This window comes from Variovorax sp. 10N420, from assembly GCF_056394705.1.
The window spans coordinates 214,789-226,967 of the sequence record NZ_JBFTIJ010000003.1 but is presented as its reverse complement, the minus strand read 5'-3'; the positions used below and the strand labels follow the sequence as shown (position 1 = coordinate 226,967).

General features: G+C 63.0%; 12 protein-coding genes and 1 riboswitch. Of the genes, 8 read left to right on the top strand and 4 right to left on the bottom strand.

Going from position 1 to position 12,179, the window contains the following annotated elements:
* The first annotated feature begins 11 nt into the window (after positions 1 to 11).
* On the top strand, positions 12 to 950 hold the full coding sequence (locus AC1DEK_RS09150) for a 2-hydroxyacid dehydrogenase (RefSeq protein WP_478124907.1): 939 nt from the start codon (positions 12 to 14) through the stop codon (positions 948 to 950).
* On the opposite strand, the gene AC1DEK_RS09145 is transcribed toward AC1DEK_RS09150, so the two are convergent.
* Positions 947 to 2,401: an amidase gene (locus tag AC1DEK_RS09145; protein ID WP_478124906.1), complete on the bottom strand. Its 1,455-nt coding sequence runs from the start codon at positions 2,399 to 2,401 to the stop codon at positions 947 to 949. The genes AC1DEK_RS09150 and AC1DEK_RS09145 overlap by 4 nt on opposite strands.
* Positions 2,402 to 2,459: 58 nt before the next feature.
* Between AC1DEK_RS09145 and AC1DEK_RS09140 the strand changes: the two genes are divergently transcribed.
* From AC1DEK_RS09140 to AC1DEK_RS09115, 6 genes are all read left to right on the top strand, one after another.
* Positions 2,460 to 3,431, top strand: a complete 972-nt coding sequence (locus AC1DEK_RS09140) for a LysR substrate-binding domain-containing protein (RefSeq protein WP_478124905.1) — start codon at positions 2,460 to 2,462, stop codon at positions 3,429 to 3,431.
* 322 nt (positions 3,432 to 3,753) lie between these two features.
* Positions 3,754 to 4,656 (top strand): amino acid ABC transporter substrate-binding protein, encoded by a 903-nt coding sequence (locus AC1DEK_RS09135; protein WP_478124904.1) that lies wholly within the window; start codon positions 3,754 to 3,756, stop codon positions 4,654 to 4,656.
* Positions 4,657 to 4,745: 89 nt separating this feature from the next.
* Entirely contained in the window at positions 4,746 to 5,471 is a 726-nt protein-coding gene (locus tag AC1DEK_RS09130) for an amino acid ABC transporter permease (protein ID WP_478124903.1), read from the top strand.
* Position 5,472: 1 nt separating this feature from the next.
* Entirely contained in the window at positions 5,473 to 6,138 is a 666-nt protein-coding gene (locus tag AC1DEK_RS09125) for an amino acid ABC transporter permease (RefSeq protein WP_478124902.1), read from the top strand.
* Between the two features lie 24 nt (positions 6,139 to 6,162).
* On the top strand, positions 6,163 to 6,900 hold the full coding sequence (locus AC1DEK_RS09120) for an amino acid ABC transporter ATP-binding protein (RefSeq protein ID WP_478125278.1): 738 nt from the start codon (positions 6,163 to 6,165) through the stop codon (positions 6,898 to 6,900).
* A 156-nt stretch (positions 6,901 to 7,056) separates the two neighbouring features.
* Entirely contained in the window at positions 7,057 to 7,278 is a 222-nt protein-coding gene (locus tag AC1DEK_RS09115) for a SlyX family protein (RefSeq protein WP_478124901.1), read from the top strand.
* Here the strand turns inward: AC1DEK_RS09115 and AC1DEK_RS09110 are convergent.
* From AC1DEK_RS09110 to AC1DEK_RS09100, 3 genes are all read right to left on the bottom strand, one after another.
* Positions 7,272 to 8,111: an HAD-IIB family hydrolase gene (locus AC1DEK_RS09110; RefSeq protein WP_478124900.1), complete on the bottom strand. Its 840-nt coding sequence runs from the start codon at positions 8,109 to 8,111 to the stop codon at positions 7,272 to 7,274. The two genes, AC1DEK_RS09115 and AC1DEK_RS09110, sit on opposite strands and share 7 nt — an antisense overlap.
* Positions 8,111 to 9,739, bottom strand: coding sequence for a peptide chain release factor 3 (locus AC1DEK_RS09105; RefSeq protein ID WP_478124899.1), 1,629 nt, complete (start codon positions 9,737 to 9,739; stop codon positions 8,111 to 8,113). The genes AC1DEK_RS09110 and AC1DEK_RS09105 overlap by 1 nt, the downstream gene beginning before the upstream one ends.
* Positions 9,740 to 9,835: 96 nt before the next feature.
* A complete protein-coding gene (locus AC1DEK_RS09100) occupies positions 9,836 to 10,495 on the bottom strand; it encodes a hypothetical protein (RefSeq protein WP_478124898.1) in 660 nt (219 codons plus the stop codon).
* 117 nt (positions 10,496 to 10,612) lie between these two features.
* Positions 10,613 to 10,682, top strand: a riboswitch (S-adenosyl-L-homocysteine riboswitch).
* A 63-nt stretch (positions 10,683 to 10,745) separates the two neighbouring features.
* Between AC1DEK_RS09100 and ahcY the strand changes: the two genes are divergently transcribed.
* Positions 10,746 to 12,179: an adenosylhomocysteinase gene (ahcY, locus tag AC1DEK_RS09095; protein ID WP_478124897.1), complete on the top strand. Its 1,434-nt coding sequence runs from the start codon at positions 10,746 to 10,748 to the stop codon at positions 12,177 to 12,179.

The window sequence follows — 12,179 nt, the reverse complement described above, 5'->3', positions numbered from 1 at the left end:
GAGTGATTTGAATGTCCGGGAAGATTCCTCTTTTGGTGCTCAACAGCCTTTCGAGTGCCCACCAAGCGCAGATTGGAGCCGTCTACGACCTGACCTACGCGCCCACTCCGGAGCAGCGCGCCGCGGCCATCGCATCGCACGGCAGCAAGTTCCGCGCATTGCTGACCATCGGCGTCATCGGCATCACGCCCGAGGAAATTGCGGCGATGCCGAAGCTCGAACTCGTCTGTTGCATGGGCGCGGGCTACGAAGGCGTCCCACTCGAAGTCACGCGCGCACGCGGTATCGCAACCGCCAACGGCGCCGGCACCAACGACGACTGTGTGGCGGACCACGCGTTCGGGCTGCTCATCGGCATCGTGCGCCGCATCCGCACCCTGGATCGGCTGTGCCGCGAAGGCGTCTGGCGCGAGGTGATTCCGCATCCACCCAATGTGTCGGGCAAGAAGCTGGGCATCCTCGGCCTCGGCACCATCGGCCAGAAGATCGCCAAGCGCGCCGCGGGCTTCGACATGGAGATCGGCTATCACAACCGCAAGCCGAGAGAAGGCGCGGACCACCGCTACTTCGACAGCCTTCAGGCTTTGGCCGAATGGGCGGACATGCTGGTGGTCGCCACCCCCGGCGGCCCGGGTACGCGGCATCTGGTCAATGACCGGATCCTCGATGCGATCGGCCCGCAAGGCTTCCTGGTGAACGTCTCGCGTGGGAGCGTGGTCGACACCGAAGCCCTAGCGGCGGCGCTGCGGGACAACCGCATAGCCGGCGCCGGTCTGGATGTCTATGAGAGCGAGCCGCAGCGCCCGGAACCGCTTGTCGGGCTCGAGAACGTCCTGCTGACGCCGCACATGGCCGGCTGGTCGCCGGAGGCGACGCAAGCATCGGTCAACCGCTTCATGGAAAACGCCGAAGGGCACTTCGCCGGGCGGGGCGTCGTTTCGCCGATCTAAGTCGGCAGCTCGTCCAGGGCGGAGGGCCGGATGGCGCCCCAGCCGCATGCCTTGTCATAGGCGTCGCCCAGCCGCAGCACCGCAAGGTCGCGGTGGATCGGCCCGGCAATCTGCAGGCCCATCGGCAGACCGCCTTCGCCAAAACCTGCGCGGACATTGAGCGTGGGCAGCCCGGCGAGCGTGAAAGGCGTGACGATTTCCATCCAGCGGTGGTAGGTATCGCTCTGCACGTTGCCGACCTGGGCGGGCCACGCAAGCTTGGCGTCAAAGGGAAAGACCTGTGCTGTCGGTGCCACCACGAAATCGAAACTCTCGAAGGCGCGGACGAACGCGCGGTAGACGTTCGATCGATACAACGACGCCTGGTACAGCGCCGCAGCATCGAGCTGAAAGCTCTGCTCGACTTCCCATTGCGCTTCGGGCTTGAGCTTTTCGCGCAACGCCGGGTCGGCGAACGCCGCGCCCAGCTTGCCGCCCACCAGCAACTGGCGAAGGCGCAGCCATGCGGTCCAGTTCTGGTCGCGCGCCACATCCAGTTGGTGCGGCTCGACGGTGCAGCCAAGGTCATGGAAGGTCTGCAGCGCATGCTCGCAGAGTTCGCGTACGCCGGGAGCGAGTGGCAGATCGGGCCAGACGCTGCCTAGCCAGCCGATGCGAAGACCCTTCACTTCTCCTTCGAGCTGCAGAGTGTCTGGTGAAGGGAGCTTGTCTTGCAATGACAGCGGAACGCGATTATCAAAGCCCGCCTGCACGGCGAGAAGGCGCGCGGCGTCTTCCACAGTGCGCGCCATTGGCCCTTCGCAGCCGAGTTGCTGCATGAACAGTTCGTCGTCGGGCGACCCCGGCACACGCCCGCGGGAGGGCCGGAAGCCGATCACATTGTTAAAGGCCGCTGGGTTGCGAAGAGAGCCGCCCATGTCGCTGCCATCAGCCACCGGCAGCATGCCCAGCGCCAGCGCCACGGCCGCGCCGCCGCTGCTGCCGCCGGCGGACAGCGTGGGTTGATAGGCGTTGAGCGTTGTTCCGAAAACTGTGTTGTAGGTGTGCGAGCCCAACCCGAATTCCGGCGTGTTCGTCTTGGCGATCACGATGGCGCCGGCGCTGCGGGCGCGTGCCACGTGCAGGCTGTCCACTCGCGATGGCGAACGCGGCGCCAACGGCGAGCCCATGGAGGTCGGCAGCCCCGCTGCGTGGCTCAGGTCCTTCACGGCGAGCGGAAATCCGTGCATCCAGCCGAGCCGTTCGCCGCGCGCGAGTTGGGCATCCCGCTCGTTCGCTTCGGCAAGCAACTGCTCCGGATCGCGCAGCGAAACGATGGCGTTGAAGCGCGGATTCAAAGCGTCGATTCGCGCCAGGGAGGCCGCCATCAACTCGCGGCACGACACCTCTCGCGCTGCTATCCGACGCGAGAGACTCGTCGCATCGACTTCGAGGATCTCGTTGGGTTTCATGGCAAGCGTGATAGGAGTGGAGCGCCGAAGTATGTCGCAGCGCTCGCATAATGGAATCATGGAAACCAAGTGGCTTGAAGACTTCGTCAGCCTGGCCGAGACGCGCAGTTTCAGCCGCTCGGCGCAGTTGCGCCACGTGACACAGCCTGCCTTTTCCCGCCGCATCCAGGCGCTGGAAGGTTGGGCCGGCACCGACCTCGTCGATCGGAGTTCCTACCCGACGCGCCTGACGCCCGCAGGGCAGACGCTGTACGGACAAGCCATCGAGATGCTGCAGGCTTTGCAGAGCACGCGCGCCATGTTGCGAGGCCATTCGGCGGCGGGCCAGGATGTGATCGAGTTCGCCGTTCCGCACACGTTGGCCTTCACTTTTTTTCCGTCCTGGGTCACGAGCCTGCGCGAACAGTTCGGGCCGATGAAGAGCCGGCTGATCGCTCTGAATGTGCACGACGCCGTTCTGCGGCTGGTGGAGGGCAGCTGCGATCTGCTGATCGCCTATCACCATCCCTCGCAACCCCTGCCGCTCGATGCCACGCGCTATGAAATGGTGAGCCTTGGTGAGGAGGTGGTCGCGCCATGGGTCAAGCCGGACGCTGACGGCGCACCGCGTTTTCGCCTGCCGGGGCGTGCCGGGCAGCCGCTGCCGTATCTCGGCTATGCGCCGGGTGCGTACCTGGGCCGCGTGGTCGACCAGTTGCTCAAGGAATCCGGCACGGCCATTCATCTCGATCGGGTGTACGAAACCGACATGGCCGAAGGGCTCAAGGTCATGGCGCTGGAAGGTCACGGCATTGCCTTCCTGCCGCAGAGTGCGGTCCGGAAAGAAGCCCGTGCCCGCACGTTGGTGAGTGCGCTGCCGCCTGAAATCGATCGGCTCGAAGCCACCATGGAGATCCGTGCCTATCGCGAGCGCCCCGCCGCACCTGCCAAGGCCGTCGGCCGCAACGGCAAGAATGACGCGCCTTCGCCGCAGGCCAAGGGCACGGTCGAAGCGCTCTGGGCTTACCTGGTCGGTACGCAGCCGCGTTGAGACCTGCCCCAGGGGCCCGTCGGTTGTGCACGGCTGTGCGTTGTTGTGCGCTGCACAAATCTATAAGCCCGAGGCATGTCGGCAGCCGCATACGGCATTGGCGCGAGATATCCGGCTCCATTACAGTCCCGGCGCAGAACTGGGCACAAAGGCTGCTTAAGCAAGAGTGCCGATGCGCGACGCGTTGGGCGCACCAACGCGGCACTCCTGCACGCTGGAAGCGTTCGACGCCGGTGCGTCGCGCACCGGGTTGGTCCCGGTATCCCGCAGAATGTGAATGTCTAGAATCCCGACCTACCTTTAAGCACTCAGGAGTATTTCTATGAAGAAGCAGGTATTGGCATTGGCCGCATTGGCGCTCGCCATGAGCGGAGCGTTCGCACAGGCCAATGACACCCTCGCGAAGATCAAGTCGACCGGCACTGTCACCATGGGCGTGCGCGACTCGTCCGGTGCGCTGGCCTACACGATCGGCGACGGCAAGTTCGTCGGCTTCCACACCGAGATGTCCGAACGCATCCTGGCCGACATCCAGAAGCAGTTGGGCCTGCCCAAGCTGGACATCAAGCGCCAACTGGTCACTTCGCAGAACCGCATCCCCCTGGTGCAGAACGGCACGGTCGATCTCGAATGCGGCTCGACCACCAACAACGCGACCCGCCAGAAGGACGTGGCTTTCGCCGTGACCACCTACGTCGAGGAAGTGCGGATCGCCGTCAAGGCCAACTCCGGCATCAACTCGATCAAGGACCTGAACGGCAAGAACGTGGCCACCACCACCGGCACAACGTCGGTGCAGACGCTGCGCAAGAACGAACGCGCACAGGGCATCGACTTCAAGGAAGTGATGGGCAAGGACCACGCGGACAGCTTCCTGCTGCTCGAATCCGGCCGCGCCGACGCCTTCGTGATGGATGGCCAGATCCTCGCCGGCAACATTTCCAAGTCGAAGAACCCAGCCGATTTCAAGATCGTTGGCGAAGCGCTGTCGGTCGAGCCGATCGCGTGCATGGTCCGCAAGGATGATCCGGCCTTCCTGAAGGCGGTCGACGACAGCATCAAGCGCCAGATCGCCGACGGCTCGCTGGCCAAGCTGTACGACAAGTGGTTCATGCAGCCGATCCCGCCGACCAACACCAAGGTCGGCCTCCCGATGTCGGAAGCGACCAAGAACGCTTGGGCGAACCCGAACAACAAGCCGATGGAAGCGTACGTCGCCAAGTGATCGGCATGCACTGACATCAGACGCCCGCCCCTTGCGGCGGGCGTTTGTTTTCAAGAATCAAATTGGCAATAAAGGCCTGAGGAGGTCCGATGGGAAATTGGGATTGGCAAGTATTCCTGGAAGACCCGGGCGGCAAGATTCCGACGTATTGGCAATGGCTGGTCTCCGCCTGGGGCTGGACGGTCGCAGTGTCGCTTTGCTCCTTGGTCGTGGCCTTGGTGATCGGCTCCATCGTGGGCGTGATTCGCACGCTGCCGAACAGCCCTTGGCTGGTCCGCATCGGCAACGCCTGGGTCGAACTGTTTCGCAATATTCCACTGCTGGTGCAGATCTTTCTCTGGTACCACGTGGTGCCGAAGATCTTTCCGGTCTTTGCGGGCGTACCGCCATTTCTGCTGGTGGTCTTCGCGCTTGGCTTCTTCACGTCGTCGCGCATCGCCGAGCAGTTGCGCTCGGGCATCCAGGCGCTGCCGAAGGGGCAGCGCTACGCGGGCATGGCGATGGGCTTTACCACGCCGCAGTACTACCGCTACGTGATTCTGCCGATGGCATATCGCATCATCATTCCGCCGCTCACCAGCGAATCGATGAACATCTTCAAGAATTCGTCGGTCGCTTTCGCGGTGTCGATTCCCGAGATGATCCAGTTTGCGATGCAGGCCGGCGAAGAGACTTCGCGCGTGTCCGAGATGTACCTGGCGGTGACGGTGCTCTACATCATCTCGGCAATGATCATCAACCGGATCATGGCCTGGGTCGAGAAGAGGGTCCGCGTGCCTGGCTTCGTGGTGGCCGGCGGAACGGGAGGCCACTGAGATGAATCTCGATCTTTCATTCTTTACGTGGGCCACCGTCAGCAGCTATTTGCTCAAGGGCTTCTACTTCAGCGTGTTCCTGACGGTCGTTTCGACTGCCGGGGGCATCGTCTTCGGCACCTTGCTGGCGCTGATGCGGCTTTCGGGCAAGAAATGGCTGGACGTCCCCGCAGCCATCTACGTCAACGGCATGCGCAGCATTCCGCTGGTGATGATGATCCTGTGGTTCTTCCTGCTGGTGCCGAACATGATCGGACGACCGGTCGGTGCCGAATATTCGGCCATCATCACGTTCATTGCGTTCGAGGCTGCTTACTTCAGCGAAATCATGCGCGCCGGCATACAGTCGATTCCGCGCGGCCAAGTCTTCGCAGGCCAGGCCGTGGGCATGACCTACAGCCAGAACATGAAGCTGGTGATCCTGCCGCAGGCCTTCCGCAACATGCTGCCGGTGCTGCTGACGCAAACGATCATCCTGTTCCAGGACACCTCGCTCGTCTATGCCATCGGCGCCTACGATCTGTTCAAGGGCTTCGACACCGTCGCGAAGAATTTCGGGCGGCCCGTGGAGTCTTATCTGTTGGCCGCGGTCGTCTATTTCGTGCTCTGCTATTCGCTCTCGCGTCTGGTCAAGATGCTCCACAAGAAGATCGCCATCATCCGCTGAAGGAGAAAAAAGATGCCCGACAAAATGATTGAAATCAAGAACGTCTCTAAGTGGTATGGGCCCGTGCAGGTGCTCAACGACTGCTCCGTGAGCATCGCCAAGGGCGACGTGGTGGTGGTGTGCGGCCCTTCGGGCTCCGGCAAGTCCACGCTGATCAAAACCGTGAATGCGCTGGAGCCTTTCCAGAAGGGCGAGATCACGGTCAATGGCATTCCGCTTCATGACCCCAAGACCAATCTTCCGCAACTGCGCTCGAAGGTCGGCATGGTGTTCCAGCACTTCGAACTCTTTCCCCACCTTTCGGTGACCGAGAACCTGACGATCGCGCAGATCAAGGTGCTCGGCCGAAGCGCCGACGAAGCAAAGACCCGCGGCCTCAAGATGCTGGACCGCGTGGGCCTGATGGCGCACAAGGACAAATTTCCGGGTCAGCTTTCCGGCGGTCAGCAGCAGCGCGTGGCGATCGCCCGCGCGCTGAGCATGGATCCGATCGTGATGCTGTTCGACGAGCCGACCTCCGCGCTCGACCCGGAGATGGTGGGCGAGGTGCTCGACGTCATGGTCGCGCTCGCCAAGGAAGGCATGACCATGATGGTGGTCACGCACGAAATGGGATTCGCCCGCAAGGTTGCGAGCCGCGTGATCTTCATCGACGTGGGTGGCAGGATCCTTGAGGACTGCTCGAAGGACGAGTTCTTCGGGCATCCGGAAAACAGGCAGTCGCGAACGAAGGACTTCTTGAACAAGATCCTGGCGCATTGAGCTCGCCCCCAGGCTGCGCGCACTTCGTGTCGCTTCGCCTACCCCCTACCGGGGGCGCCGCTGGCGGCCCGGCGGAGCCGGTTCCGCGGCGGCTCTGGGATGGGGCTGTGCCTCCAGAGGGGGCGGAGCGCTTGAGATTTCAGGTCCAATGGCGGAATGGAAAATTTGCGCGATGCGGACCGCCGGCTGGACGAGTTGGAGATCAAGGCCAGCTTTACTGAGGATTTGCTGGATCAGCTGAATCTGACTATTTATCGGCAACAGCAACAGATCGATGCGCTATTGCTGCAGGTGGCGCAGCTTCGGCAACAGATTCCGGAGGGGAGCGCAGGGGGTGGATCGCGCAACCTGCGGGACGAGTTACCGCCGCACTACTGAAGGGTGGTGTCGCGCGCGCTGAGCACTGCGGCCGCGGCTTCTGCGAAGCCGGCGCCTCGCTCGTGAGTTGCGACGTAGCGGGGGAGATGCGGCAATGCGGCCTCGAAGCGTCGGACGTTGGCGACGCCGATGCTGTGTTCAAAGTGTTGGAACATGAGTGCGTCGTTGGTTGAGTCGCCGACATAGGCCCAGCGAGACATCTCCAGGTCCAGGCTGCGGTTCCAGAGTTCGCGCACGATCCAGCGGGCGCCGGCCAGTTTGTTGTGGTCGCCATACCAGCCGTTGACGTGAATGCTGCTCACCGTCGCGTGCATGCCCTCGCTTTGCATCAGTGCGACGACGGAGGCAATTTGCGAATCGCTGAGACTTGTGAATTCGCTGTGGTCTATGGCAATGTCGCATTCGCGTCCGGCGGAGTCCGTGGCTCGTTGCGCGCCCGGAATTTCACGCTCGATGCGCGCCAGCACGTCCTGCATGCGCTTGAAGTTGCGCTCGCGCGTGGCCGCGTCTTGCTGGTAGCGCTTTTCAAGTTCGCCAGTGGCAGACGGCACGAGAGCGACCGCGCCGTTCTCAGCAACGATCGCATCGATGGGCCATGCAGTGGCGAAAGGCTCACTCCAGCCGACGGGGCGGCCCGTCACCGCCACCACATGCAATCCTGCGGCCTTCAGTGCGGCCATGGACCGCAAGGCGTCTTGCGTGATCGCGCCTTCCGTTGTCAGCGTGTCGTCGATGTCAGTGAACACGCCAACCAACTGTCGCCGCGGTTGCCGGGGCCATTGATTCAGTGGCTGCATCCGCTGCTGGGCAGCATCCAATGTGGGCGTGCGCATCAGCCCGCCGTCTGCAGCGCGAGGCCGGCATGCTCCCGCAAGGGGTGGAAATGAATTTTCGGAAAGCGTTCCTGCGCGAGCCGAACGTCATAGGGCGAAGTGCACAGGAAGGCGAGCGTGTCGGCCGCGTCGCGCGCCATGCGTGCCGGATAGGCATCGACGAAGGTGCGCAGTTCGGCAGGCGTATCGGCGGTGATCCATCGCGCGCCGGTGTACTGGCAGCCTTCGAGGCGAATGTCGGCGTCGTACTCGGTCTTCAGGCGGTGCTGCACGACCTCGAACTGCAGTTGGCCGACCGCACCGAGCAGCATCGGGCCGCCGATTTCTGGCCGGAACACCTGGATCGCGCCTTCCTCGCCTAACTGCGCCAGGCCTTGCTGCAGTTGCTTGGTGCGAAGCGGGTTCTTCAGGATCACGGTCATGAACAACTCGGGCGCGAAGAAGGGCAGGCCGGTGAACTGCAGCGAAGCGCCATCAGTGATGGTGTCGCCCAACTGCACGCCGCCATGGGTCGTGAAACCGACGATGTCGCCTGCATAGGCTTCTTCGACGGCCTCGCGCCGCTGGCTCATGAAGGTCACCACGCTGGTCGGCCGCAGTTCCTTGGCGGTGCGCTGCACCTTGAGCTTCATGCCCGGCGTGTATCGGCCGGAAGCCATGCGCACGAAAGCGATGCGATCGCGGTGGTTGGCATCCATGTTGGCCTGGACCTTGAAGACCACGCCGGCGAAATCCTTGTCGTCCGGCAGGATCTCTTTCGTGACCGGTTGGCGGTTGACCATCGTCGTGCTGATGCGCGGTTGCGGCGGCGGCGCGAGGTCGACCAAGGCGTCGAGCACTTCCATCACGCCGAAGTTGTTGACCCCGGAGCCGAAGAACACAGGCGTCTGCTTGCCGGCGAGGAAGGCCTCGCGGTCCCAGGCGGGCGACGCGCCAGTGGCGAGTTCCATGCTTTCCATGGCGGTGTCGAATTCATGGCCGAAGCGCTTCTGCAGCGCCTCGCGGTCGGTCAATGGAATGGTTTCGAAATCCTGGGGAAGGCGCTCACTGCCGGATTCGAAAACGGTCATTGCGTGCGTTCGCAGGTTGACGATGCCGCCGAAGGACTTGCCCTGGCCGACTGGCCACGTCATCGGCACGCAAGGCATGCCCAGTTCGCGTTCGATCTCGTCGAGCAGCTCGAGCGGCTCGCGCACCTCTCGGTCCATCTTGTTGACGAACGTGATGATGGGCGTGTCGCGCTGGCGGCACACTTCGATCAGGCGGCGCGTCTGCGCTTCGACGCCGTTGGCAGCGTCGATCACCATGAGCGCGGAGTCGACCGCGGTAAGCACGCGGTAGGTGTCTTCGGAAAAGTCCTTGTGCCCGGGCGTGTCGAGCAAGTTGATGACGTGCTCGCGATACGCCATCTGCATCACAGAAGAAGCGACCGAGATGCCGCGTTGCTTCTCGATCTCCATCCAGTCGGAGGTGGCATGCCGGGTCGCCTTCCGCGCCTTGACCGAACCGGCGATCTGGATCGCGCCGGAGAACAGCAGCAGCTTTTCGGTCAGCGTGGTCTTGCCGGCATCGGGGTGGGAGATGATCGCAAAAGTGCGGCGGCGGCGGGTTTCGGAGGCGAATGTCATGGAGTGAACGCGATGCGCGCTCACGGGCGCGGGCGGCAGAAGGCAAAGCCCGCAATTTTACCGAGCGGCCCGCCTGCGCGCCGCTCGGTCTTGCATTTACATCGGTGGCGTAAAGCCGTTTCGGCCTACCAACAGGCTCGAGGCGGTCGGTTGTCCGTCCTTAAGCTGGGCGGTAACGACGACCTTCGCGCCCTGGACCAGCAATGCCGACTGATCATCCTGGGCGGGCTTGAACGTGACGATCGGCGTGCCGGGTGGGACGATCACGGTCTTTTCGCCCTCCGGGTATTTGAGGCTCAGCTTGAGTCCGCCGCGGCCCGATGAGGGTGCGGCGCCCAGCGACGAGACAGTGGCGTTGGTCATGGTTCCATTGGGCATGTAGTCCCAGGGACGGAAACCTTCGCCGGTCCCGCGCATGGATTCGGGGAACACCAGGACTTCAATGGCCCGCTGGGTGCCATCGGGTTGCGGCAGCGAACCCGCTCCGACAAAGCTGTTGGCCTTGATCGCGGCCGGGGTCAAGGGGAGCACTTCCAGGACCCGCAGGTTGGCAGGGCGCACCATGGTGACCACTTCGCCGCTGCGGTCCTTGACGGTCAGCGACTTTGCATCGACATGCACGATGACGCCTCGTACGCGAACTGCCTGATTGGCTGAAGGCGCCGACGTCTGCGCCGAGGAGGCCACCGGCAGCGCGGCAATGGCGGCAGAGGCGGCAATCACGAACGAAGTGGCAAGAGCTCGAGCTTTGGACATGTTGTAGACGCCTGTGGGCGACGTTGATGGTTGCAGGGGCGTGTTGGAGGTATTGGAGTCTAGGACGGATCAAAAAAGGCTGTTGGCGAGGTTTTGCGAGCAAGCGCTAAAATCCGCCGTTCCGAGGAGCGTTGCAGCGCCGCCAGGCGTGAGGCTCGGACCACCATCGCAACCACGCTCACCCGCTGTCTCGCGGTGAGTCCTTTTCCCCGAACGCAGTGGCATCTTTCAAACTCGCTTTGGAGCCAACATGAGCGCCGTTCTCAAGACCCCGTCTTCCTCCGACCAGGCCATTGCCGACATTTCCCTTGCCGCCTGGGGCCGCAAGGAAATCCGCATCGCCGAAACCGAAATGCCCGGCCTGATGGCCATCCGCGAAGAGTTCGCCAAGAGCCAACCGCTGAAGGGCGCCCGCATCACCGGATCGCTGCACATGACGATCCAGACCGCCGTGCTGATCGAAACCCTGCAGGCGCTGGGTGCCGACGTGCGCTGGGCGTCGTGCAACATCTTCTCGACGCAGGACCATGCCGCTGCCGCCATCGCCGCTGCCGGCACGCCAGTGTTCGCGATCAAGGGCGAATCGCTGGAGGACTACTGGGATTACACCCACCGCATCTTCGATTTCGGCGCCAAGGGCTCGGCCGGCGAAGGCCCCAACATGATCCTGGACGACGGCGGCGACGCCACGCTGCTGATGCACCTCGGCCAACGCGCCGAGAAGGACCAGAGCGTCCTGGCCAACCCGACCAGCGACGAAGAGCGCATTCTCTATGCGGCCATCAAGGCGAAGCTGGCGGTGGATGCCACCTGGTACACCCGCAAGTCGGCTGAAATCATCGGCGTGACCGAGGAAACCACCACCGGCGTTCATCGCCTGAACGAGATGAGCGCCAAGGGCACGCTGCTGTTCCGCGCGATCAACGTCAACGATTCGGTCACCAAGAGCAAGTTCGACAATCTCTACGGTTGCCGTGAATCGCTGGTGGACGGTATCAAGCGCGCCACCGACGTGATGATCGCAGGCAAGGTGGCGTGCGTGGCCGGCTACGGCGACGTGGGCAAGGGTTCGGCCCAGGCACTGCGCGCATTGAGCGCCCAGGTGTGGGTCACCGAAATCGACCCCATCAATGCACTGCAGGCCGCCATGGAAGGGTACAAAGTCGTCACCATGGAATACGCCGCTGACAAGGCCGACATTTTCGTGACCACCACGGGCAACCGCGACGTGATCCGCCACGAGCACATGCAGGCGATGAAGGATCAGGCGATCGTCTGCAACATTGGGCACTTCGACAACGAGATCGAAGTGGCGTCGCTGGACAAGTACGAGTGGGAAGAAATCAAGCCGCAGGTCGACCACATCACCTTCCCTGATGGCAAGAAGATCATCCTGCTGGCCAAGGGCCGACTGGTGAACCTGGGCTGCGGCACGGGTCACCCGAGCTTCGTGATGTCTTCGTCTTTCGCGAACCAGACCATCGCGCAGATCGAACTCTTCACCAAGCCGGACGCCTACAAGGCAGGCAAGGTTTATGTGCTGCCCAAGCACCTCGACGAAAAGGTCGCACGCCTTCACCTGAAGAAGGTCGGCGCCATGCTGACCGAGTTGACCGACGCTCAGGCCGCCTACATCGGCGTCGACAAGAACGGCCCTTACAAGCCGGACACCTACCGCTATTGA